This is a genomic window from Actinocorallia lasiicapitis (assembly GCF_054778695.1).
Map to the genome: position 1 here is coordinate 1 of NZ_BAAGZI010000029.1, position 22867 is coordinate 22867.

Below are 22867 nucleotides of genomic sequence, written 5' to 3' on the forward strand. Positions count from 1 at the left end.
CCTCCTCCGCACCCCCGAGGCACGCACCTGACCGCCGCTCGCTACGGACAAGATCCATAAGACACGGCCTAGAACCGGTTCAGCCGGACTGATCCAGGAGGGCCGGACTTCCCGACGAAAGTAGAACGCGTTACAGTCTCGATTGGAATCTCGTTCTAGGAGGTCGGTATGGGAAGCCCGGTGATCGTGGAGGCCGTGCGCACCGCGCAGGGCAAGCGGGGCGGCTGGCTCGCGGGACTCAAGGCGCAGGCCCTGCTCGGACACACCCTGAAGGCGCTGGTGGAGCGGGCCGGAATCGACCCCGGCGAGGTCGGGCAGGTGTTCGCAGGGTGCGTCACCCAGGCCGGCGAGCAGGGCGGCCACCTCGGCCGGTACGCGTGGCTGTACGCGGGCCTGCCCTGGCAGACGGGTGTGACGACCGTCGACGCGCAGTGCGGTTCGGCCCAGCAGTCCGTGCACCTGGCGGCCGCGCTGGTCGAGGCCGGAGTGGTGGACGTCGCGATCGGCTGCGGGGTCGAGACCATGAGCCGCGCCCCCCTCGGCTCGAACGTGCTGCCCGCCAACCCGCGGCCCGCCGACTGGTCCATCGACATGCCGAACCAGTTCGAGGCCGCCCACCGGATCGCCGAGCGCCGCGGCCTGACCCGCGCCGACCTCGACGCGTTCGGCCTCCGCTCCCAGCAGCTCGCCGCCAAGGCGTGGGCCGACGGCCGCTACGACCGCGAGATCGTCCCGATCGACGCCCCCCAGGTCGACAAGGAGGGCAACGCGACCGGCGAGACCCTGACCGTCACCCGCGACCAGGGCCTGCGCGAGACCACCCTCGACGGGCTGGCGAACCTCAAGCCCGTCATGGGGCTGGCGCACACCGCGGGCAACTCCTCGCAGATCTCCGACGGCGCGTCCGCCGTGCTCGTCATGTCGCAGGAGAAGGCGGCGCGGCTCGGCCTCACGCCCCGCGCCCGGATCAGGACCCAGGCGCTGGTCGGCGCGGAGCCGTACTACCACCTGGACGGCCCGATCCAGTCGACCGAACGGGTTCTGCAGCGTTCCGGCATGGCGATCGGCGACTTCGACGTCATCGAGATCAACGAGGCGTTCGCCAGCGTCGTCCTGTCGTGGGCGTCGGTGCTCGACCCCGACATGGACAGGGTCAACCCCAACGGCGGCGCGATCGCCATCGGCCACCCCGTCGGCGCGACCGGCGCCCGCCTCATCACCAGCGCCCTCCACGAACTGGAGCGCCGCGACGGGACCAACGCGCTCATCACGATGTGTTGCGGCGGCGCCGTCTCCACCGCCACCATCATCGAACGCGCCTGACCCCTCCCGCGCGCCCCCGCACCACTGAAGCGAGACGAAGGAGACCGGTGGCCGCCGAGTCGTTCGTGAACCATGGCGACGGACTGTGGAGCGTTCCCGTCCCGATCCCGGGCAACCCCCTGGGCAAGACGCTGGTCTACGTTCTGGAGAGCCCGAAAGGCCCGGTCCTGATCGACGCGGGCTGGGAGCATCCCGCCGCCTGGGCGGCCCTGAAGACGGGCCTGTCCGACATCGGCACCTCGATCACCGACGTGTACGGGGTCGTGGTGACCCACATGCATCCCGACCACGCCGGGCTGGCCGGGCGCGTCAGGGAACGTTCCGGCGCGTGGATCGCGATGCACCGCCACGACGCCGAGCTGGTCGAACTGGTCAGGCAGGCGCCGCGCGGGGAGATGGCTACCTGGATCGCCCGCGCGGGCGGCCCGGCCGACGCGCAGTCCAAGCTCGCCGAGTTCTCCGCGACCGCGCCCGCCGCGCCCGACCGCAGGCTGGAGGACCGCGAACTGATCGACGTGCCGGGCCGCCGGCTCCGCGCGATCCTCACGCCGGGCCACACCCCTGGCCATCTCTGCCTGCACGACGAGGACCGCGACGTCCTGTTCACCGGTGACCACCTCCTGCCGGAGATCACCCCGCATGTCGGCCTCTACCCCTACGACCGGCCGGACGTCGACCCGCTCCAGGCGTATCTGGACGCCCTCCAGATGACGGCCGAACTCGGCATCGACGACGCCCTGCCCGCCCACGAGTACGCCTTCTCGGGCATCCCCCGCCGCGCCAAGGAGATCATCGAGCACCATGAGGCCCGGCTGGGCGAGGTGCTGGAGGCCGTCCCGCGCGGCGGCGCGACCCTCTGGGAGATCGCGAGCCGCTGCCCGTGGTCGTACACGTGGGCCGAGATGCGCCCGATCAGCCACCATCTGGCCGTCGGGGAGACCGCCTCGCACCTCAGAACCCTGGAGAACCGGGGGCTGGTCCGCCGCGACGGCTCTGACGATCCGATCCGCTTCACCCGCTAGTCAAACACTCCGCTACGGGTAGATAGCGGGGCGAAGTGCGACACATATCACTTCCGCCAATGAGACCCTTGACGAGACTCGGGTCTCATTGTTGGCTGTGACCAAGCAAGCGCATGGTCACCAGAGATCATCTTGGAGAGCACCTTGAGCGACACCCGCCTCGACGGCAAGGTGGCCATCGTCACCGGCGCGGCGCAGGGACTCGGCAAGGCCGAGGCGCTGGCACTGGCCGGGCAGGGCGCACGGCTCGTCCTGAACGACCTCCCCGGCGACGCCCTGGAGGCGACGGCCGAGGAGATCCGCGCCACCGGCGGCGAGGCCGTCACACTGGGCGGGGACGTCGCCGACTGGAGCACCGGAGAGGGCCTGGTCAAGACGGCCCTGGCCACCTACGGCTCGCTGGAGATCCTGGTCAACAACGCGGGCTTCGCCCGTGACAGGATGATTTTCAACATGTCAGAGGACGAGTGGGATTCCGTCGTCCGCGTCCACCTCAAAGGCCACTTCGTGACCTCCCGGCACGCCGTCGCCCACTGGCGGGGTGTGGCCAAGGCCGAAGGCGGCAGCGTCTACGGACGGATCGTCAACACGGCGTCCGAGGCGTTCCTGCTCGGCTCCCCCGGCCAGCCCAACTACGCGGCCGCCAAGGGCGGGATCACCGCCCTCACCCTGTCCACCGCGCACGCGGTCGGCCGGATCGGCGTGCGCGTCAACGCGATCTGCCCGCGCGCCCGCACCGGCATGACGGCCGGGGTGTTCGGTGAGGCGCCCGCCGAGGGGCCCGACCCGCTGAGCGTCCAGCACGTCTCCCCGCTGGTCGCCTATCTCGCCTCGCCCGCCGCCGCCTCCGTCAACGCCCAGGTCTTCGTGGTGTACGGCGGGGTCGTGGCCGTCATGGCGCCGCCGACCACCTCCCAGGTCGTGCGCGCCGACGGCGTCTGGACCCCGGCCGCGCTGGCCGAGGCCCTGGAAGTCCCCGCCGGCGGCTTCTCCGCCCACGCCGCACTCGCCTTCGACTAGCTCCGCCTTTCTCCCACCCCTCCGCAGTTCCCCTCCGCAGCACCGAGGAGTGCCATGAGCGCGCCCGAAATCCCGAAGATCGACCTCATCGACCCCGACGTCTACGAGCAGGACGGCATCCCGTTCGCGCAGTTCGACTGGCTGCGCAAGAACGATCCCGTCCACTGGCACGCCGATCCGCACGAGGGCGTCGAAGGATTCTGGGCGATCACCAAGCACGAGGACATCACCTTCGTCTCGCGCAACCCCGACCTGTTCTCCGCGAACGAGCGCACGTCGATGTTCACCGAGTACGGCGAGGAGGACCTCGAACTGCAGCGGAACAACCTGCTGTTCATGGACCCGCCGAAACACACCAAGCAGCGGGCGAAAGTCAACCGGGGCTTCACCCCGCGGATGATCGGGCAGCTCAGAGAGCACATCGTGGAGATCACGCACAATCTGATCGACCAGGTGTGCGAGCGGGGCGAGGCGGAGTTCGTCCGGGAGATCGCCGCGCCGCTGCCGCTGCAGACGATCTGCGAGCTGATGGGCGCGCCGCTGGACAAGGCGGACTGGCTGTTCGAGAAGTCGAACCAGCTCGTCGGGTTCGACGACCCCGAACTCCAGGACGGCCCGGAGATCGCGAAGAACGCCGCCATGGAGATCTACCTGTTCGCGCAGGAGATCGCCGAGGCGCGCCGCGCGGAACCCCGCGACGACATCGCGACCAAGCTCCTGGAGCCGGACGCCGACGGCAACGTGATGAGCGACGAGGAGTTCAACCTCTTCATCCTCATGCTGACCATCGCGGGCAACGAGACCACCCGGACGGCGACGGCGGGCGGCATCCTCGCGTTCTTCGACCACCCCGACCAGTGGGAACGGCTGAAGCACGACCCGTCGGTGGCGCGGACCTACGCCGACGAGATCGTCCGCTGGACCAGCCCGATCAACCTTTTCCGGCGGACGGTGACCCGCGACACCCTGCTGAACGGCAAGCAGCTCAGAAAAGGCGACAAGGTCGTCATGTTCTACGCCTCGGGCAACCGCGACGAGGACGTCTACGCCGATCCCTATGTGTTCGACGTGGGGCGCGAGTCGAACGCGCACATCGGTTTCGGCGCGGGCGGCCCGCACTACTGCCTGGGCACCCATCTGGCCCGGCTGAACCTGACGGTCCTGTTCGACGCGCTCGCCCAGCGGCTGCCGGACATCGAGCTCGCGGGCGACGCCCGTCGGCTGCGGTCGAATTTCGTCAACGGTTTCAAGGAGATCCCGGTCCGCTTCACTCCCACCGCCAAACGCGGTTGAGACCTCTGTCACAAATCTCGCCGCCGTAAGGCGGGCACCGCCCCAAGGTGCCCGCCTTACGGCGTACCAAGTGACCGTCAGGTCAGTATGTAAGTCGGATCCCAGCGAACTCGCAGGTAACGTGGGCAGGCTAGAGTCAGGGCAACCCATTCCCTATGGGGACCATTAGGGCGCGAGTAGATGAGGTGGGCGTGAGCGCAAAGGATGAACAGCAGGCACCGTTGAGGATCGCCCTGCTTTCCTACCGCAGCAAACCCCACTGCGGCGGCCAGGGCGTGTACTTGCGGCACCTCAGCCGCGAGCTCGTCGACCTCGGCCACAGCGTCGAGATCCTCAGCGGCCAGCCTTACCCCGAACTCGACCGCGACGAGATCACCCTCACCAAGGTCCCCAGTCTCGACCTCTACAACGACGACGACCCCTTCCGGACGCCCAAGATCGCCGAATACCGCGACTGGATCGACGTCCTCGAATTCGCGCACATGAAGACCGGCGGCTTCCCCGAACCGCTGACGTTCTCCCTGCGGGTGCTGCGCGAACTCAAGAAGCGCAAGGGCGACTTCGACGTCGTCCACGACAACCAGGTGCTCGGCTACGGCAACCTCGGCATCCCCGCCCTGTTCCCGTTCGTCACCAGCATCCACCACCCCATCAGCAAAGACCGCAAGATCGAGATCGACGCGTCCAAGGGACTGCAGCGGCTCGGCAAGCGCCGCTGGTACGGGTTCGTCCGGATGCAGGCGCAGGTCTCCTCCCGCAGCCACCGCATCCTCACCGTGTCCAGCTCGTCCAAGCGCGACATCGCCAAGGACTTCAGGACCGCGCCCGAACGCATCCACATCCTGCCGCTCGGCGTCGACACCGCGATCTTCCACCCGCGCGGCGCCACCGACGCCCAGCCGCTCGGCGAGCGCGTCCCCGGCCGGATTGTCGCCATGGCCAGCGCCGACAGCCCCCTCAAGGGCGTCGACGTGCTGCTGCGCGCCGTCGCGAAGGTCGCCACCGAACGCGACGTCCACCTGATCGTGGTCTCCAAACTCCGCGACGACGGCCCCACCGTGAAACTCGTCAAGGAGCTCGCGCTCGGCGACCGCGTCAAGTTCGTGTCCGGGCTGACCGACGAGGACCTCGGCGACCTGATGGCCAGCGCCGAGATCGCGGCCGTCCCGTCCCGGTACGAAGGCTTCTCCCTGCCGGCCGTCGAGCACATGGCGTCCGGCACCCCGCTCGTCGCCAGCGCCGCGGGCGCGCTCCCCGAAGTCGTCGGGGACGCCGCCGTCCTCGTCAAGCCGGGCGACGTCGAAGACCTGGCCGCCGCGATCCGCCGGCTGCACGACTCCCCCGAGGAGCGCGCGACCGTCGGACTGGCCGGCTACCAGCGCGTCCAGGAGCGTTACACCTGGAAGGCGGTCGCGATCGCGACCGTCGAACACTACCGGGCAGCGATCCGCACCACCGCACGCTGACCCGGCAGGTTCCACCCGTACAAACGCGGCCTCGGCCGCCTGTGAGAGGAGCGCCGCTCTGCTTACCGTTGACTTCCAGCGGTTCCCCATCAGCCTGGGTGAACGCGTCCTCGACATGGGCTGCGGCGGCGGACGGCACGCTTTCGAGCTGTACCGCCGCGGCGCCGCCGTCACCGCCTTCGACATGGACGCCGAAGAGCTCAAGGGCGTCCAGAAGATGTTCGGCGCGATGGAGCTCGAAGGCGAGCCGCCCGCCGGCGCGTCCGCGGAGACCGTCGTCGGCGACGCCCTCGAGCTGCCGTTCGAGAACGACACCTTCGACAAGATCATCGCTGCTGAGGTGATGGAGCACATCCCCGACGACATGCTCGCGATGAGGGAACTGTTCCGGGTGCTGAAGCCCGGCGGCCAGGTCGCCGTGACCGTCCCGTCGTGGCTGCCCGAGCGGATCTGCTGGCTGCTCAGCGAGGCGTACCACACCGCGCCCGGCGGCCACGTGCGCATCTACACGCGCGCCGAACTGGAGGCCAAGCTCAAGTCGATCGGCTTCCGCATCGACGGCCACCACCACGCGCACGGCCTGCACTCCGCCTACTGGTGGATCAAGTGCGCCGTCGGCATCGAGAACAACGACAACCCCGCCGTGAAGGCCTACCACCAGCTCCTGGTGTGGGACATCATGAAGCGGCCGCTCGCGACCCGCGTCGCCGAGCAGCTCCTCAACCCGGTGATCGGCAAGTCCGTCGTCGTCTACCTGACGAAGCCGTCCTATGCGGGCTGAGGTCACCGCCCTCACTCCGGAGCAGATCCTGGCCACGGCGCACTCCATCGCGCGCCAGCAGGACCCGTCGGGGGCCATCCCCTGGTACGCGGCGTTCGACGGATACCCGCCGGGGCACGTCGACGCCTGGAACCATGTCGAGGCCGCGATGGCGCTGACCGTCGCGGGGCTGACCGAGCCCGCGCGCCGCGCCTACCGCTGGCTCCGCGACGAGCAGCGCCCGGACGGCTCCTGGCCGGCCAAGTGGATCGCGGGCGAGGTCACCGAGGCGGGCGGCGAATCCAACCACGCCGCCTACATCGCGGTCGGCATGTGGCATGAGCTGCTGATGACCGGCGACACCGCGTTCGTCGCGTCGATGTGGCCGACGGTCCGCCGCGCCATCGACTACGTCCTGACGTTGCAGACGCCGTTCGGCGACATCAAGTGGATCCGCCACGAGGACGGCAGTGTCGGCGAGGAGACCCTCCTCACCGGCTGCTCGTCGATCTATCAGGCGCTGCGCTGCGCGGTCGCCCTGGCCGAGCGGCTGGGCGAGCCGCAGCCGGGCTGGGAGCTGTCCGCCGACCAGCTCGGCCATGTGATCGCCCGGCATCCCGAGGTGTTCGCCGACAAGTCCCGCTGGTCGATGGACTGGTACTACCCGGTGCTGGGCGGCGCGATCCGCGGTGCGCAGGCCGACGCCCTGATCGCGTCCCAGTGGGACACGTTCATGGTCGACGATCTGGGCTGCCGCTGTGTCTCCGACCAGCCGTGGGTGACGGGCGCGGAGACCTGCGAACTCGTCATGGCCCTCGACGCGCAGGGCGACCCCCGCGCCGCCGAGGTCTTCCAGAAGATCCAGTTCCTCCGTCACGAGGACGGCTCCTACTGGACGGGCTGGCAGTTCCGCGACCAGCGCCACTTCCCCGGCGACCGCTCCACCTACACGGCCGCCGCCGTCATCCTCGCCGCCGACGCCCTGGCCGACACCACCCCGGCCGCCCGCATCTTCAAGGAGATCGCCGGCCGCCCCCTGGGCCCCTCAAAGCCCTCCGACCCCACCGCCTGCGGCTGCACCCAAATCCCCGCCCACACCTAACCCAACCCCCGGCCAGAAGCCCGACCACGGCCCACCCCAGCCCTCCCTGATGCCCTGCTCCCGCCAACGATCGCGGACAGCAGGGCATCAGCGTCAAAACAGACTCTCCACCCGCCACCCGTCCCAAGATCGTGCCGAGCTGCGGCGTGTCGCCCGTTCGGTGACGCTCAAACGGGCGACACGCCGCGGCTCGAGGCGATCATGCCCGGCGGGCTCCTAGGTGAGGGGGTCTGTGGCGGCGGTGCGTTCGAGGATGCGGAGGGAGCCTTCGGTGCGGCGGGGGGTGAAGGCGCCGGACTTCAGGGCTCGGAGGTAGACGTGGTAGGGGGCCTGGCCGCCGTCCTCAGGGGAAGGGAAGACGTCGTGGATGGCCAGGCAGCCGCCTACGGCGATCTTGGAGGCCCAGTGGGTGTAGTCGGCCTGGGCGAACTCCTCGCTGTGGCCGCCGTCGATGAAGAGCAGGCCGAGCGGCGTGTTCCAGAGAGGGGCGACCGTCGCCGACGTGCCGACGACGGCGATGACGACGTCCTCGAGGCCCGCGTTGCCGATGGTCTTGCGGAACGTCGGGAGGGTGTCCATGCGGCCGGTGGTCGGGTCGACCAGGGACGGGTCGTGGTGCTCCCAGCCCGCCTGGTTCTCCTCCGAGCCGTGGTGGTGGTCGACCGTGATCAGGACGGTTCCGGCCTCGCGGGCCGCCGCCCCGAAGTAGACGGCGGACTTGCCGCAGTAGGTGCCGACCTCCAAGAGCGGCCCGACCGCGCCGTAGGTCAGCGCGGTCTCGTAGAGGGCGAGGCCCTCGGCGGGGGGCATGAAGCCTTTGGCGGCCTCCGCGGCCCTGCGCAGCTCCAACGGCATTTCGGTCATGAGCGGAGATCGTACCCGGCGGTAGGGGAACATCGTCCGGGAGGACCCCTTGCCCCCACAGACTAGAACGTGTTCTACTTCTGAGATGTCTCAGCGCACGAAGGTGAGCATGTCGGAAGCGGAAGTGTCGGAACTTCTGCACGGGGCGAACAAGCTCCAGTTGGGCACGATCAACCCCGACGGCACGCCACATATGGTCACCATGTTCTACGCCATGGTCGACGACAGGATCGCCTTCTGGACCTACGGGCGCTCCCAGAAGGCCAGGAACCTGGAGCGCGATCCGCGCGTCACCTGCCTGGTCGAGCTCGGCGACGACTACTTCGAACTGCGCGGCGCGCTCCTGTACGGCACCACGCGGGCCGTGACGGACCCCGAGGACATCCGCCGGGTCGGCCGTGCGGTCGTCCAGCGGATGTATCCGGACGTCGCGGACGCCGCCGCGCTGGAGCCGTTCGTCGAGGGCAACGCCGCCAAGCGCTGGGCGTACTACGTCGACCTGACCAAGGTCGCGTCCTGGGACCACCGGAAACTGGGAGGGTGAGGGATTTGCAGGTGATTGTCGACACCCTGGTCTGCGAGGCCAACGGCGTCTGCGTGGGGCTCGCCCCCGACGTCTTCGATCTGGACGACGACGACAACCTCGCCATCCTCCTCCCGGAGGTCCCGGCGAACCTGGCCGACAAGGTCAGGCACGCCGTGCGGTCCTGCCCGAAAGCGGCACTGCGCATCGTGGAATAGCGAATTCAGGGAGGTTCCATGGCCCGCGCCGCGGTCCTGCGCAACATCGGCGACAAGCAGCTCGAACTCAGGGACGACGTCGCGACGATCCCGACCGGCCCCGCCCAGGTCAAGATCAAGATCATGGCCACGGGGGTCTGCCACTCCGATCTGTCGGTGATGACGGGCGTCCTGCCCTCCACTCTCCCGGCGATCCTCGGCCACGAGGGCGCGGGGATCGTCACCGAGGTCGGCGCCCATGTCGCCAATGTGGCGGTCGGCGACCACGTGGTCGTCAACTGGGGTCCCGACTGCGGCCAGTGCACCGAGTGCCGCCGCGGCGAGCCCTATCTGTGCATGACCTTCATCGGGGAGGCGTTCGGCGTCCCCCGGTTCACCCTGCCGGACGGCTCGGGCGCGTTCGGCATGGCCGGGGCGGGCACCTGGGCGGACGAGCTGGTGCTGCCCTGGCAGTCCGCCATCAAGATCCCCGAGGATGTGCCGTTCGACTACGCCGCGCTGCTCGGCTGCGGCATCCCGACGGGTGTGGGCGCGGTGTTCAACACCGCGAAGGTCGCGCCGGGGTCGAGGGTCGCGGTGGTCGGCGCGGGCGGGGTCGGCCTCTCGGTGATCCAGGGCGCGCGGATCGCGGGCGCCTCGACGATCCTGGCGATCGACCCCAACGAGGGCAAGCACGAGATCGCCAGGCGGTTCGGCGCCACCCACACCGCCACCCTGGAGAATTTCGCGGAGACCACGGCGCTGCTCACCGGCGGCGGTTTCGACTACGCCTTCGAGGTCGTCGGACGCTCCTCGGCCATCCAGACGGCCTGGCAGGTCACCCGGCGCGGCGGCGACGTCATCGTGGTCGGCGCGGGCGCCGTCGACGACACCTGGGAGATGAACGCCTTCTCGCTGCTGTTCGAGGGCAAGTCGGTCAAGGCGTCGCTGTACGGGGGCTGCGACCTCGGCCGCGACATCCCGGTCTTCGTCGACCTGTGGCGGGCCGGGAAGCTGGACCTGGAGGGGCTGATCTCCCGCCGGATCCGGTTCGAGGACCTCAACGACGCCGTGGACGCCCTGCACGCGGGCGACGTCATCCGGCAGGTCGTCCTGATGGAGTAACCGGCCGGCTCACGGGGCATCCTCTTTTCTATGGTGAGATAGAGCCACATTCCGGTAGATCAGGAGGGCCCGGCAATGCGGCGCGGTGCGAAGCGGATCACGGCGGCGCTCGCCGTGCTCGCCGCCCTGCCCGCGAGCATCGCCTGGGCCCGTCCCGAGCCGTCGCAGGGGTTCAGCCTGAGCGTCGCGCAGATCCAGGGGACGGGCGCGGTCTCGCCGATGCTAGGCGCCGTCGCCGACCTCTCGGTGATCGTCACCCAGGGCTCCGACGACGGTTTCTGGGCGCAGAGCGCCCTTCCCGACGACGACCCGAAGACCTCCGAAGGCATCTTCGTCCGTATTTCCTCCCCGGCCGACCCGCCTACCGAGGTCGGCGATCTGACGCTCGTCCGCGGCACCGTCGCCGAACGCGACGGCAGGACCGAGTTCACCGCCAGCTCCGTGCAGGCCATGACGCACGGCGCGCCCCTGCCCGAACCGGTCCCCTACACCGGCGAGGACCCGGAGTCCCGCGAGGGGATGCGGGTGACGGTCGGCAGCTCGGTCGCGCTCGGCCCCAGCGACGACGAGGGCACCGTCGTGGTCGGGCCCGGGATCACCCTGGTCGGGGTCGATCCGATGAACACCGGCGACACCCTGTTCGGCGGCCAGACGGGCGTCCTGGACGGCGGCCGGCTGCTGCTGGCGTCGTCGCCGCGGGTCGTGCCGGGCCCCGTCACCCCGAAGGCGACCAGGCCGGCCCGTCCCGACGAGCTGGCGGTCGCTACCGTGAGCACCCGCAACCTCGACCCGTCGGACGATCCCGGCCGGTTCGCGGCGCTCGCCGACGAGATCGTCAACGGGCTCGCCGCGCCGGATCTGGTGCTGCTCCAGGGCGTCCAGGACAACAGCGGTCCCGACCAGGACGGCACGGTCTCCGACGACCAGACCATCGCCCAGCTCATCGACGAGATCTCCACGGTGGGCGGCCCCGACTACGACTGGCGGGCGGTCGATCCGCGTGACGACGCGGACGGCGGCGAGCCGGGCGGCAACCCGAGGGTCGGTTTCCTGTTCCGCACCGACCGCGGCCTCGACCTGGCCGACCGTCCGGGCGGCGCGGACGAGGCCACCGAGGTCGGCCCCGCGGGCGATCTGACGTTCAGCCCCGGCCGCCTGTCCCCCGGCGATCCGGCGTGGCTCGCCACCCGCAAGCCGCTGGCCGCCCAGTTCTCCTGGTCGGGCACCCGGCTGATCGTGGTCAACAACCATTGGACGGCCGACGGCCCGCCGGACGGTTCGGGCGCGCCGCGCCGTAAGCAGCAGGCGGCCAGGGTCGGCGAGTTCGTGGCCTCGATCGACGATCCGCGGACCCTGGTGGTCGTGGCGGGCGAGTTCAACGACACGATCCCCGTGCCGGGCCTGGAGGATCTCGGCGCGCGGCTGCCGAAGGACCAGCGGTACAGCAAGGTCGTCGCGGGGGTCCGTTCGGCGACGGACCGGATCCTGGTCCCGAAGCGGACCGCGGCGCGCGCCGCCGATTTCGCCTATGTCCGGTGGAACGCCGATTTCGCGTGGTCGCACGGCGGCGCGGATCCGGCGATCGTCCGGCTGAAGGCCGCGGCGCCCGGCCGCTGACCGGGTACGGGCCCGCAGCGCTGCGGGCCCGCCCCGTCCGAGACCTGCCTCCCGGGACCCACCGCGTTTCGGGTCGGCGGTCTCTCGCCCGTCCATCGCCCTGTGTGAGCGCGCCGTTACAGATCCTTTTCCGGCCGTCCGTTATGCCGGATTTCCAGCCGTCCTGATCAAGTCGCGCGCATCCACCTTCCGGAGTCGGGGATCAAGGGCCCGACAACGACGGAAGGAGACGCGGAAATGGCGCGTTACGGATATCAGCGGTCGGGCTTCCACCTGGTCTGGGTCATCTATGTCATCGTCGGGATCTTCGTCGCCTGGGACAAGGGCTACCTCAACGAGGACCTGCTCCGGCGCACCGCCAGCGCCCTGCTGGCGATCTTCCTGTGGTTCCTGGTCCTGCTCGGCGTGGACCTCCACATCAAGGGCTAGCGCTCCCGCCGGGACGGTGCGGCCGTCCCGGCGGGCGGGGCCGCTACTGGATCGCCGAGAGGAAGGCGAGGGTCTGCTCGCCGATGTTGGCGTGGACGCCGTAGGGGTCCTGGGCGGTGATCTCGTCCCAGTGGGCCTTGACGTCCTCGACCGACAGCACGCCGGGGCTGTTGTAGCCGGGGCCTTCGGCGACGAAGACCTTGGCGATCCGGCCGCCGCCGACGGTGAAGGTCTGGCCGGAGTCGGCGACGTCCTCGTGGGCGAGGAACGCCACCAGCGGGGTGACCTGCTCGACGCCCAGCTTGGCCAGCAGGTCGGCCGGGAACAGTTCCTCGGTCATCCGGGTGGCGGCGATCGGCGCGATCGCGTTGACCTTGATGTTGTTCTTGGCCCCCTCGATCGACAGGGTCTTGGTCAGCCCGACCAGGCCCATCTTGGCCGAGGAGTAGTTGGCCTGGCCGAAGTTGCCGAACAGGCCGGACGGCGAGGACGTGTTGACGATGCGGCCGTAGTTCTGCTCGCGCAGGATCGGCCAGGCGGCCTGCGAGACCAGGTAGGCGCCGCGCAGGTGGACGGCGATGACGGCGTCCCACTCGGCGACCGTCATGTTCTTGAACGACTTGTCGCGCAGGATGCCCGCGTTGTTGATGACGATGTCGACCTTGCCGAAGGCGTCGACGGCCGACTGGACGATCGAGGCGGCGCCCTCTTCGGTCGCCACGTTCCCGCCGTTGGCGACGGCCTCGCCGCCGTTCTTGACGATCTCCTCGACGACGTCCTGGGCGGGCCCGGCGGAGGCGCCGGTGCCGTCGACGTTGCCGCCGAGGTCGTTGACGACGACCTTCGCGCCGCGGGAGGCGAGCTCCAGGGCGTGCTGGCGGCCCAGGCCGTGGCCGGCCCCGGTCACGATGGCGACGCGACCGTCATAGCGCAGTTCAGACATCTTGTTCCGACTCCTTAATCAGGCTCTGCACGCCCAGCTAACCATCAGGTGAGTACCCATGGGTAGCACGAAACCGAACCCCGCTCTAATACCGCCCCCCTCCGTAGACGAACCCGTCCTGTTCCGGCATTCCCGATATCGCCGTTGTGGCCCCGGGGTAAGGTCCCCGGAACTCTCCGCCCACCCCCCTCGGGAGGATGCACCGATGAACTCGAGCCGACCACTGCGCGTCATCCAGTGGGCCAGCGGCGCGCTGGGCCGCAGCGTCCTGCGCGGCCTGCTGGAACGCCCCGAGTTCGAGATCGCCGGGGTCCGCGTCTACGACCCGGCGAAGATCGGGATGGACGCCGGGCTGATCGCCGGACGTCCGCCCGTCGGGGTCGACGCGACCGCCGACGAGAGCGAGATCCTCGCCCTGGACGCCGACTGCGTGATCTACGCGCCGCTGACCGGCGCGATCCACGGCAACGACGACCTGAAGACGGTCTGCTCGCTGCTCGCGTCGGGCAAGAACGTCATCGCGCTGACCGGGTTCGTCTACCCCTACGCGCACGGCCCTGAGTTCGTGGCGGCGCTCCAGGACGCCTGCGCGCAGGGCGGGACGTCCGTGCACGGCACCGGGATCAGCCCCGGTTTCATGGGCGAGAAGCTGCCGCTGATCCTGTCGGCGCTCACCCGCCGGGTGGACCACCTGTACGTCCGGGAGTGCTTCGACGTCGCGGGCCATCCCTCGCGCGGCTTCGTCCACGACATGCTCCGCTTCGGCCACCGCCCCGACAAGTACGCCGAGGCCCTGCCGTCGGCGCGGGCGATCATGCGGGCCACCTACGGCGACAGCCTCCATCTGCTGGCCGCCGGGCTCGGCGCGACCCTCGACGAGATCGACCTCCAGCACGAGCTGGTGCTGGCCCCCGCCGACCTTCCGGTGGCGGCCGGGCTGATCCCGCAGGGCACCGTCGCGGGCGCCCGCTGGACCTTCACCGGCCGCCTGGCGGGCCAGCCGTTCATCACCCTGGAGACCATCCACAAGGCCGACGCCTCGGCCATCCCCGACTGGCACGACCCCGGCTACGCGCTGCGCATCCAGGGACTGCCGTCGCTGGCGATGTCGGCGGACGACGACTGGATCACCAACGTCCTGTCGGCGGCCGCCGCCCACGCCCTGAACTCGATCCCCGCGGTCTGCGACGCCCCGCCGGGCATCCAGACCGCCCTGACCCTGCCCTTGATCACGGGCCGGATCGGCGGACGCTAGAGGCGTCCGCTACTCGGCGGACGCCGGCGCCACGGCCGGTTCGGCGGGCTCGACCGGCTCGTGGCTCTGCCGGTGCTTGCGGACCGAGTAGACGACGAAAGCCGTGATCCCCACCGCGACCACGATCCCGGTGATGGCCCGCCCGGCCAGCTTCGCGAAGTGCTCGACGGCCTCGCCCAGGTAGAAACCGCCCAGGGTGAAGATCAGCACCCAGATGACCCCGCCGAGCGCGTTGAAGACCAGGAACTTCTTGTAGGGGATGCCCGAGCTGCCGGCGAGCGCGGGCATCAGCGCCCGCAGCAGCGCGGTGAACCGGCCGATCACGACCGCGAACGCCCCGCGCCTGCGGATCATGTCCTGCGCGCCCGCCACCTTCGAGGCGTGTTTGCGGACCGCCCTGGTGTCCAGGAGCCGCGGCCCGTACCGCTTGCCGATCTCGTAGCCGACCGAGTCGCCGACGATCGCCGCGACGATCGCGATCACCAGCAGCAGGACGAGGTTGATGTGGCCCTGGGAGGCCATCAGCCCGCCCACGATGATCGCGGTCTCGCCGGGGAAGACGAAACCGAAGAACAGCGCGGCCTCCGCGAAGACCAGGGCGGCGATCACCGTGTAGATCAGGGGCGTCGGAAGATCTCTCACGAGATCGTTGAAGGTGTCCAGCACGAGCCCATGTTAGGCACCCTGGAGCGCTGTGCCCCCTGGTGTGACCCACGGGTCGTGCGCACATGCCCCGACGAGTGCCACATGCGAGTAGCCTTAGTGGCGTTTAAACACCCACCTGCGAGCTGCGGAAGAGGGCGATCTCCGCCGTGTCGAGCGAGTCGTCGCACACACCTGCCGATCTGAGTGACTTCGGTGCCAACGAGTGGTTGGTCGATGAGCTCTACCAGAAGTACTTGGAAGACCCTGAGACGGTCGACAAGGCCTGGTGGAGCTTTTTTGCTGACTACCAGCCGGGTTCGAAGCCTGCTCAGCCGTTGAACGGCACCGCTCCGGCGGCGCCCCCGACGCCCTCGGCGCCGGCTGAGGCCAGAGCCTCCGCCCCCGCCGCGGCCGCCGCGCCGAAGGCCGTGGCGGTCAAGCCCGCCGCCGCCCCGGCACCGGTGTCCGCCGGGGCCGAAGAGGTGAAGTTGAGGGGCGTGGCCGCCAAGACGGTCACCAACATGGAACTGAGCCTGAACGTCCCCACCGCCACAAGCGTGCGGGCCGTTCCGGCGAAGCTGCTGATCGACAACCGCATTGTGATCAACAATCACCTCAAGCGGGGTCGTGGCGGCAAGGTCTCCTTCACCCATCTGATCGGTTACGCGATCGTGAAGGCGCTCCGGGCGATGCCCGAGATGAACGCCTACTACACCGAGGTCGACGGCAAGCCCACCCTGGTGCGGCCCGAGCACGTCAACTTCGGTCTCGCGATCGACATCAAGAAGTCCGACGGCAACCGCCAGCTCGTGGTCCCGTCGATCAAGTCCGCCGAGACTCTCGACTTCCGCCAGTTCTGGGCCGCCTACGAGGAGGTCGTCCGCAAGGCTCGCGCCAACAAGCTGACGATCGACGACTTCACCGGCACCACGATCAGCCTGACCAACCCGGGCACCATCGGCACGGTCCACTCCGTGCCGCGGCTCATGCCCGGGCAGGGCACGATCATCGGCGTCGGCGCGATGGAGTACCCCGCGCAGTACGCGGGCGCCTCCGAGGAGACCCTGGCCCGGTCGGCCATCTCCAAGATCATGACGATCACGTCGACCTACGACCACCGGATCATCCAGGGCGCCCAGTCGGGCGACTTCCTGCGCCGGATCCACCAGCTCCTCCTCGGCGAGGACGGCTTCTACGACGAGATCTTCGAGTCGCTGCGGATCCCCTACGAGCCGGTCCGCTGGGTCCAGGACATCGCCGCGTCGCACGAGAACGACATCGCGAAGATCGCGCGCGTCCACGAGCTGATCCACGCCTACCGCGTGCGCGGCCACCTCATGGCCGACACCGACCCGCTCGAGTACAAGCAGCGCCGCCACCCCGACCTGGACATCCTCCAGCACGGGCTGACGCTGTGGGATCTCGAGCGCGAGTTCGCGACCGGCGGGTTCGGCGGCAAGCCGTTCATGACCCTCCGCGACATCCTCGGCGTCCTGCGCAACTCCTACTGCCGCACCGTCGGCATCGAGTACATGCACATCCAGGACGTCGAAGAGCGCTCCTGGATCCAGGAGCGGATCGAGCGTCCCTTCGAGGCGCCGTCCCGCGAGGAGCAGCTCCACATCCTGCGCCGGCTCAACTCGGCCGAGGCGTTCGAGACCTTCCTGCAGACCAAGTTCGTCGGGCAGAAGCGGTTCTCCCTGGAGGGCGGCGAATCCCTGATCCCGCTGCTCGACTCGGTGATCAGCGCCGCGGCCCGCGACGACCTCGAAGAGGTCGTCATCGGCATGGCCCACCGCGGCCGGCTGAACGTCCTGGCGAACATCGTCGGCAAGTCCTACTCGCAGATCTTCGGCGAGTTCGAGGGCAACCTCGACCCGCGCTCCGCGCAGGGCTCCGGCGACGTGAAGTACCACCTCGGCGCAGCCGGGGACTTCATCGCCTGGGACGGCAGCAAGATCAAGACCTCGCTGACCGCGAACCCCTCCCACCTGGAGGCCGTCAACCCGGTCGCCGAGGGCGTCGTCCGCGCCAAGCAGGACATGCTCGACAAGTCCGAGGGCGGCTTCTCCGTGATGCCGGTCCTCATCCACGGTGACGCGGCCTTCGCCGGCCAGGGCGTCGTCGCGGAGACCCTGAACCTGTCGCAGCTGCGCGGCTACCGCGTCGGCGGCACCATCCACCTGGTCGTCAACAACCAGGTCGGGTTCACCACGGCCCCGGAGTACTCGCGCTCCTCGGTGTACTGCACCGACGTCGCGCGGATGATCCAGGCGCCGATCTTCCACGTCAACGGCGACGACCCCGAGGCGTGCGCCCGGGTCGCGCGGCTGGCGTTCGAGTACCGGCAGACGTTCAAGAAGGACGTCGTCATCGACCTGGTCTGCTACCGGCGCCGGGGCCACAACGAGGCCGACAACCCCTCGTTCACCCAGCCGCTGATGTACGACCTGATCGACGCCAAGCGCTCGGTCCGCAAGCTGTACACCGAGGCCCTGATCGGCCGCGGCGACATCACCGTCGAAGAGGCCGAGCAGGCGCTGCAGGACTACCAGCAGCAGCTCGAGCGGGCCTTCACCGAGGTACGCGAGGCCGTCAAGGCCCCGCAGGTGTCCGGCGCCGTGGTCCGGCCCGCCGACCCCGACCGCATCCCGATCGACCATGCGGCCGCCGGTTCGGCGATCCCGCTGGAGACCGTCAAGCGGATCATCGGCACCCAGGTGTCGCTGCCCGAGGGCTTCCAGGTCCACCCGCGGCTCCAGCCGGTCCTCGACCGGCGCGTGAAGATGATCGACGAGGACTCCATCGACTGGGCGACCGGCGAGCTGCTGGCCTTCGGGTCGCTGCTCATCGACGACCACCCCGTCCGGCTCGTCGGCCAGGACTCCCGCCGCGGCACGTTCGGCCAGCGCCACGCGGTGCTCGTCGACCGCAAGACCGGCGAGACCCACACGCCGCTCCAGGAGTTCTTCTCCGGCACCACGAAGTTCTACGTCCACGACTCGCTGCTCAGCGAGTTCGCGGCGATGGGCTTCGAGTACGGCTACTCCCTCACCCGGCCCGACGCGCTGGTCATGTGGGAGGCGCAGTTCGGTGACTTCGCCAACGGCGCCCAGTCGATCGTGGACGAGTTCATCTCCTCCGGCGAGCAGAAGTGGGGCCAGCGGTCCTCGGTCACGCTGCTCCTGCCGCACGGCTACGAGGGCCAGGGCCCGGACCACTCCTCGGCCCGGATCGAGCGCTACCTCCAGCTCTGCGCCCAGGACAACATGACCGTCGTCTACCCGACGACCCCCGCGAACTACTTCCACCTGCTGCGCTGGCAGGCGCTGTCGGGCCGCGAGAAGCCGCTGGTGGTGTTCACGCCGAAGTCGCTGCTGCGCTCCAAGGCCGCGACCTCCCCGGCGAGCGAGTTCGTCGAGGGTTCCTTCCAGCCGGTCATCCCGGACCCGAAGGTCGACGCGGCCAAGGTCAAGCGGGTGGTCTTCACCACCGGCAAGATCTACTACGACGTCGCCGCCGCCCGTGACAAGGCCGGCGCCGACGACACCGCCGTCATCCGGGTGGAGCGCCTCTACCCGACCCCGATCGACGAGATCAAGGCCGAGCTGGCGAAGTACTCGCCCGACGTCGAGATCACCTTCGTCCAGGACGAGCCGAAGAACATGGGCGCCTGGCCCTTCTTCGCCCTCGTCCTGCCGCACTACCTGGACGGGCGGAAGCTGGGCCTGGTGTCCCGCCCCGCCTCCTCCAGCCCCGCGGTCGGCTCGATCAAGATGCACCAGGCCGAGCAGGAAGCGATGATCGGCAAGCTGTTCCCCGCAGTCTGATTCCGGCAGTCTGATCCGCATCACGGGAACCCGTTCCCGGCCCGATGCGACGGCCCCTTCCCGCTCCGGCGGGAGGGGGCCTTCCCCGTAGCGGCGTCCCCTGGAAGGAGCAACCGGTGTACTTCACCGACCGAGGCATCGAAGAGCTCGTCGACCGGCGCGGCGAGGAGGTGGTCTCCGTCACCTGGATCGGTGAGCGGCTCCGCGAGTTCGTCGACCTCAACCCCGAGTTCGAGACCCCCGTCGAACGGCTCGCCACCTGGCTGGCCCGCCTCGACGACGACGAATAGAGTGGCTGAACCCACCGATCGGAGGACGTCCGCGTGAGTCCGGTGTTCGCCCATGGCCGTCTGCGCCTCTACCTCCTGAAACTGCTGGAGGAGAGCCCCCGCCACGGGTACGAGGTCATCCGGCTGCTCCAGGACAGGTTCCTCGGCATCTACTCCCCCTCCCCCGGCACCATCTACCCGCGGCTGGCCCGGCTGGAGGAGGAGGGCCTCGTCACCCACGAGGTGCTCCAGGGCAAGAAGGTCTACTCGATCACCGACAAGGGCCGCGCCGAGATCGAGAAACGGTTCGACGAGCTCGCCCAGCTCGAAGAGGAGATCACCGCGACGGCCCAGCAGTTCGCGCGGGGCGTCAAGGAGGACGTGCGGGCCACCGTCCGGTCGATGCGCGAGGACCTGAGCGCCGCGCTCCGCAACGGGCAGGGCCGGCGCGACCCCAGGAAATCCTGGGGCCCGGCCGGTAGCGGTCTGGATGATCTACTGCGCGGGTTCTGTCTGGACGTGAAGAATGCGGTGGGGGACACCGAACTTTCCGACACCGACCTCCAAGGCATGAAAAGTACGCTGGACAAGGCGTTGGAGAGCGTTCGACGGCGAACCGGACACGAGTGACACACCACCCCCGTTTTGGCCCGGGCGGGTGATGTGGCACAATCGCTGAACGGGTGACCCCCGTATGTCGAGAGGCGACCACTCAGACACCCCCCACCGAATCTCGGGTGTCCAGCGTGGCGTCTGCCCGAATCCAAAACACTTCCTGTGGGGTCGCTGTGGCTGTTCAGCCCGAATCTCTCTCTCCTGCCAACCTCGAATCGCCCAATCTCGACGACGACCCGGCGTTCGCTCTCCACGTCGGCGGCAAGCTCGAAGTCCGTTCCACGATCCCGGTCCGCAACGCCGACGACCTGTCCCTCGCCTATACCCCTGGCGTGGCGCGCGTCTGCACCGCGATCGCTGACGACCCCGAGCTCGCCCACAAGTACACCTGGACGTCGAGGGTCGTCGCGGTCGTCACGGACGGCACCGCCGTCCTCGGCCTCGGTGACATCGGCCCGGCCGCCTCCATGCCCGTCATGGAAGGCAAGTCGCTCCTGTTCAAGGAGTTCGCGAACGTCGACTCCGTGCCCATCGCCCTGGCCACGACCGACGTCGACGAGATCGTCGAGACCGTCATCCGGATGGCCCCCTCGTTCGGCGGCATCAACCTCGAGGACATCAGCGCACCCCGCTGCTTCGAGATCGAGGACCGCCTGCGCGAGGCCCTGGACATCCCGGTCTTCCACGACGACCAGCACGGCACCGCGATCGTCAGCCTGGCCGCGCTCAAGAACGCCGCCAAGCTCATCGGCAAGCCGCTCTCGCAGATGCGCGGCGTCATCGCCGGCGCCGGCGCCTCCGGCGTCGCCGTCTGCCGCATCCTGCTCAACGCCGGGGTCGGCGACATCGCCTGCTCCGACTCCAAGGGCCTCATCTACGCGGGCCGTGACGGCCTCAACCCCGTCAAGCAGGCCCTCGCCGCCGACACCAACAAGGCGGGCCTCACCGGCTCGACCGAGGAGGCGCTGCGCGGCGCGGACTTCTTCATCGGCCTGTCCGGCTCCACCGTCCAGGAGTCGGCGATCGCGACCATGGCCGACGACGCGATCGTCTTCGCCCTGTCGAACCCGACCCCGGAGGTCCACCCGGAGGTGGCCGCCCGCCACGCCCGGGTCGTCGCCACCGGCCGGAGCGACTTCCCCAACCAGATCAACAACGTGCTGGCCTTCCCCGGCATCTTCAAGGGCGCCTTCGACGTCCGCGCCCACAGCATCACCGAGGGCATGAAGGTGGCGGCGGCCGACGCGCTCGCCGCGGTCGTCACCGACGCGGAACTGAACGAGTCGTTCATCATCCCCTCTCCGTTCGACCCCCGAGTCGCGCCCGCGGTCATCGCGGCCGTCTCGGCCCAGGCCCGCGCCGAAGGCGTGAACCGGGCCTGACAAGACCCGTCGCCGTGACGGTGGGGCTCGCCCGCCTCACCGTCCCGGCCGGGACGGGCGGCGCCGCGTCGACCGCGGTCCGGCGGATCAGTGACCCTGGTCCCCGGCCGGGCTCGCACGGCCCGTTCCACTGCGATCCCTGACGGCCCGCCGCTCCTGTGAACCAGGAGGGGCGGGCCTTCGCCGTCCTGCGGGGACGGCTAGGGTGCAGCCATGTTCGCTGTGACTGCTGAGAGCTTTGACGCCGTGGATCCGCTGAACGGGCTCGCGCTGGGTGAGCGTCCCGAGCCGGTCGCGCCCGAAGGGTGGGCGACGGTCACCGTGAAGGCGGCCGCGCTCAACCACCACGACCTGTGGACCCTGAAAGGGGTCGGAGTGCGGGCCGAGCAACTGCCGCTGATCCTCGGCTGCGACGCCGCCGGGCTCGACGAGGACGGCAACGAGGTGATCGTCCACGCCGTGATCGGGCAGCCCGTCAACGGCGACGAGACCCTCGACCCCAAGCGCTCCCTCCTGTCGGAGAAGTACGACGGCACGTTCGCCGAGAAGGTCGTCGTCCCGCGGCGCAACCTCGTCGCCAAGCCGGCGTCGCTGTCGTTCGCCGAGGCGGCCTGCCTGCCGACGGCGTGGCTGACCGCCTACCGGATGCTGTTCGAGAAGTCCGGTGTGGAGCCGGGCGGCACCGTCCTCGTGCAGGGTGCGGGCGGCGGCGTCGCGACCGCGCTGATCGCGCTCGGTTCGGCCGCCGGCTACCGGATCTGGGCGACCAGCCGCTCGGAGACCAAACGCAAGCGCGCCCTGGAGCTGGGTGCGAACGCCGTGTTCGAGACCGGCGCGCGGCTGCCCGCCCGGGTCGACGCCGTGATGGAGACCGTCGGCCAGGCCACCTGGGCGCACTCGGTGAAGGCGCTGCGGCCCGGCGGCCGGATCGTCATCTCGGGCGCGACCAGCGGCGACGCTCCCCCCGCGGAGCTGACCCGGGTGTTCTTCCTGCAGCTCGAAGTGGTCGGCTCCACCATGGGCACCCGCGACCAGCTCGTCCGGCTCGCCCAGTTCCTGGACACCACGGGGCTGCGGCCCCGGATCGCGGAGACCCTTCCGCTCACCGAGGCGCGCGCCGGGTTCGCCGCCCTGCACGGCGGCGACCACTTCGGCAAGATCGTCTTTACGGTCTGAGTCTTACCCGA

At 69.6% G+C, this 22867-nt stretch carries 21 protein-coding genes; 18 read left to right on the forward strand and 3 right to left on the reverse strand.

What is annotated here, in order from left to right:
* Positions 1 to 168: 168 nt before the first annotated feature.
* From ACYVE7_RS05880 to ACYVE7_RS05910, 7 genes are all read left to right on the forward strand, one after another.
* Positions 169 to 1323 carry a steroid 3-ketoacyl-CoA thiolase gene (locus tag ACYVE7_RS05880; protein ID WP_460363510.1) on the forward strand — a complete coding sequence of 385 codons (1155 nt, stop codon included), beginning with the start codon at positions 169 to 171 and terminating at the stop codon, positions 1321 to 1323.
* Positions 1324 to 1370: 47 nt separating this feature from the next.
* A complete protein-coding gene (locus ACYVE7_RS05885) occupies positions 1371 to 2345 on the forward strand; it encodes an MBL fold metallo-hydrolase (protein WP_460363511.1) in 975 nt (324 codons plus the stop codon).
* Positions 2346 to 2489: 144 nt separating this feature from the next.
* Positions 2490 to 3365, forward strand: a complete 876-nt coding sequence (locus tag ACYVE7_RS05890) for an SDR family NAD(P)-dependent oxidoreductase (protein WP_460363512.1) — start codon at positions 2490 to 2492, stop codon at positions 3363 to 3365.
* A 54-nt stretch (positions 3366 to 3419) separates the two neighbouring features.
* Positions 3420 to 4658, forward strand: coding sequence for a cytochrome P450 (locus ACYVE7_RS05895; protein ID WP_460363513.1), 1239 nt, complete (start codon positions 3420 to 3422; stop codon positions 4656 to 4658).
* A gap of 191 nt (positions 4659 to 4849) precedes the next feature.
* Complete coding sequence (locus ACYVE7_RS05900; RefSeq protein WP_460363514.1) at positions 4850 to 6124, forward strand: glycosyltransferase family 4 protein; 1275 nt, start codon at positions 4850 to 4852, stop codon at positions 6122 to 6124.
* A gap of 58 nt (positions 6125 to 6182) precedes the next feature.
* On the forward strand, positions 6183 to 6905 hold the full coding sequence (locus ACYVE7_RS05905; RefSeq protein ID WP_460363538.1) for a class I SAM-dependent methyltransferase: 723 nt from the start codon (positions 6183 to 6185) through the stop codon (positions 6903 to 6905).
* The gene (locus ACYVE7_RS05910; protein WP_460363515.1) at positions 6895 to 7986 is read left to right on the forward strand and encodes a prenyltransferase/squalene oxidase repeat-containing protein; all 1092 of its coding nucleotides are present in this window, start codon (positions 6895 to 6897) and stop codon (positions 7984 to 7986) included. Before ACYVE7_RS05905 ends, ACYVE7_RS05910 begins: the two co-directional genes overlap by 11 nt.
* A gap of 216 nt (positions 7987 to 8202) precedes the next feature.
* Here the strand turns inward: ACYVE7_RS05910 and ACYVE7_RS05915 are convergent, their stop codons facing one another.
* Positions 8203 to 8841, reverse strand: coding sequence for a class I SAM-dependent methyltransferase (locus tag ACYVE7_RS05915; RefSeq protein WP_460363539.1), 639 nt, complete (start codon positions 8839 to 8841; stop codon positions 8203 to 8205).
* A gap of 118 nt (positions 8842 to 8959) precedes the next feature.
* Between ACYVE7_RS05915 and ACYVE7_RS05920 the strand changes: the two genes are divergently transcribed.
* The 5 genes from ACYVE7_RS05920 (at position 8960) to ACYVE7_RS05940 (ending at position 12741) form a co-directional block, all read left to right on the forward strand.
* Positions 8960 to 9394: a pyridoxamine 5'-phosphate oxidase family protein gene (locus ACYVE7_RS05920; RefSeq protein WP_460363516.1), complete on the forward strand. Its 435-nt coding sequence runs from the start codon at positions 8960 to 8962 to the stop codon at positions 9392 to 9394.
* 11 nt (positions 9395 to 9405) lie between these two features.
* Positions 9406 to 9591 (forward strand): ferredoxin, encoded by a 186-nt coding sequence (locus tag ACYVE7_RS05925; protein WP_460363517.1) that lies wholly within the window; start codon positions 9406 to 9408, stop codon positions 9589 to 9591.
* Between the two features lie 18 nt (positions 9592 to 9609).
* Positions 9610 to 10695 carry an alcohol dehydrogenase catalytic domain-containing protein gene (locus ACYVE7_RS05930; RefSeq protein WP_460363518.1) on the forward strand — a complete coding sequence of 362 codons (1086 nt, stop codon included), beginning with the start codon at positions 9610 to 9612 and terminating at the stop codon, positions 10693 to 10695.
* 75 nt (positions 10696 to 10770) lie between these two features.
* Entirely contained in the window at positions 10771 to 12312 is a 1542-nt protein-coding gene (locus ACYVE7_RS05935; RefSeq protein WP_460363519.1) for an endonuclease/exonuclease/phosphatase family protein, read from the forward strand.
* Positions 12313 to 12549: 237 nt separating this feature from the next.
* Positions 12550 to 12741 (forward strand): hypothetical protein, encoded by a 192-nt coding sequence (locus ACYVE7_RS05940; RefSeq protein ID WP_460363520.1) that lies wholly within the window; start codon positions 12550 to 12552, stop codon positions 12739 to 12741.
* A gap of 43 nt (positions 12742 to 12784) precedes the next feature.
* Here ACYVE7_RS05940 and ACYVE7_RS05945 read toward each other — a convergent pair whose 3' ends face one another.
* The gene (locus tag ACYVE7_RS05945; protein WP_460363521.1) at positions 12785 to 13684 is read right to left on the reverse strand and encodes an SDR family oxidoreductase; all 900 of its coding nucleotides are present in this window, start codon (positions 13682 to 13684) and stop codon (positions 12785 to 12787) included.
* A gap of 205 nt (positions 13685 to 13889) precedes the next feature.
* On the opposite strand from ACYVE7_RS05945, the gene ACYVE7_RS05950 reads away from it, so the two are divergent.
* Positions 13890 to 14939 carry an NAD(P)H-dependent amine dehydrogenase family protein gene (locus ACYVE7_RS05950; protein WP_460363522.1) on the forward strand — a complete coding sequence of 350 codons (1050 nt, stop codon included), beginning with the start codon at positions 13890 to 13892 and terminating at the stop codon, positions 14937 to 14939.
* A 9-nt stretch (positions 14940 to 14948) separates the two neighbouring features.
* Here ACYVE7_RS05950 and ACYVE7_RS05955 read toward each other — a convergent pair whose 3' ends face one another.
* Positions 14949 to 15605: a DedA family protein gene (locus tag ACYVE7_RS05955; RefSeq protein WP_460363523.1), complete on the reverse strand. Its 657-nt coding sequence runs from the start codon at positions 15603 to 15605 to the stop codon at positions 14949 to 14951.
* Positions 15606 to 15751: 146 nt separating this feature from the next.
* Between ACYVE7_RS05955 and ACYVE7_RS05960 the strand changes: the two genes are divergently transcribed.
* From ACYVE7_RS05960 to ACYVE7_RS05980, 5 genes are all read left to right on the forward strand, one after another.
* Complete coding sequence (locus ACYVE7_RS05960) at positions 15752 to 19414, forward strand: multifunctional oxoglutarate decarboxylase/oxoglutarate dehydrogenase thiamine pyrophosphate-binding subunit/dihydrolipoyllysine-residue succinyltransferase subunit (RefSeq protein WP_460363524.1); 3663 nt, start codon at positions 15752 to 15754, stop codon at positions 19412 to 19414.
* A 116-nt stretch (positions 19415 to 19530) separates the two neighbouring features.
* A complete protein-coding gene (locus ACYVE7_RS05965; protein ID WP_460363525.1) occupies positions 19531 to 19704 on the forward strand; it encodes a DUF6104 family protein in 174 nt (57 codons plus the stop codon).
* 33 nt (positions 19705 to 19737) lie between these two features.
* Complete coding sequence (locus tag ACYVE7_RS05970; RefSeq protein ID WP_460363526.1) at positions 19738 to 20313, forward strand: PadR family transcriptional regulator; 576 nt, start codon at positions 19738 to 19740, stop codon at positions 20311 to 20313.
* Between the two features lie 158 nt (positions 20314 to 20471).
* On the forward strand, positions 20472 to 21680 hold the full coding sequence (locus ACYVE7_RS05975; protein ID WP_460363527.1) for an NAD(P)-dependent malic enzyme: 1209 nt from the start codon (positions 20472 to 20474) through the stop codon (positions 21678 to 21680).
* A 213-nt stretch (positions 21681 to 21893) separates the two neighbouring features.
* Positions 21894 to 22856 carry a zinc-binding dehydrogenase gene (locus ACYVE7_RS05980; protein WP_460363528.1) on the forward strand — a complete coding sequence of 321 codons (963 nt, stop codon included), beginning with the start codon at positions 21894 to 21896 and terminating at the stop codon, positions 22854 to 22856.
* The last annotated feature ends 11 nt before the right edge of the window (positions 22857 to 22867 follow it).

What these genes read in the sequence shown, in the direction of transcription:
- ACYVE7_RS05920 (WP_460363516.1), top strand. Translation starts at nt 8,960, where the DNA reads ATGTCGGAAGCGGAAGTGTCGGAACTTCTGCACGGGGCGAACAAGCTC.
- ACYVE7_RS05945 (WP_460363521.1), bottom strand. Translation starts at nt 13,684, where the DNA reads ATGTCTGAACTGCGCTATGACGGTCGCGTCGCCATCGTGACCGGGGCC.
- ACYVE7_RS05880 (WP_460363510.1), top strand. Translation starts at nt 169, where the DNA reads ATGGGAAGCCCGGTGATCGTGGAGGCCGTGCGCACCGCGCAGGGCAAG.
- ACYVE7_RS05940 (WP_460363520.1), top strand. Translation starts at nt 12,550, where the DNA reads ATGGCGCGTTACGGATATCAGCGGTCGGGCTTCCACCTGGTCTGGGTC.
- ACYVE7_RS05895 (WP_460363513.1), top strand. Translation starts at nt 3,420, where the DNA reads ATGAGCGCGCCCGAAATCCCGAAGATCGACCTCATCGACCCCGACGTC.
- ACYVE7_RS05915 (WP_460363539.1), bottom strand. Translation starts at nt 8,841, where the DNA reads ATGCCGTTGGAGCTGCGCAGGGCCGCGGAGGCCGCCAAAGGCTTCATG.
- ACYVE7_RS05935 (WP_460363519.1), top strand. Translation starts at nt 10,771, where the DNA reads ATGCGGCGCGGTGCGAAGCGGATCACGGCGGCGCTCGCCGTGCTCGCC.
- ACYVE7_RS05980 (WP_460363528.1), top strand. Translation starts at nt 21,894, where the DNA reads ATGTTCGCTGTGACTGCTGAGAGCTTTGACGCCGTGGATCCGCTGAAC.
- ACYVE7_RS05950 (WP_460363522.1), top strand. Translation starts at nt 13,890, where the DNA reads ATGAACTCGAGCCGACCACTGCGCGTCATCCAGTGGGCCAGCGGCGCG.
- ACYVE7_RS05930 (WP_460363518.1), top strand. Translation starts at nt 9,610, where the DNA reads ATGGCCCGCGCCGCGGTCCTGCGCAACATCGGCGACAAGCAGCTCGAA.
- ACYVE7_RS05910 (WP_460363515.1), top strand. Translation starts at nt 6,895, where the DNA reads ATGCGGGCTGAGGTCACCGCCCTCACTCCGGAGCAGATCCTGGCCACG.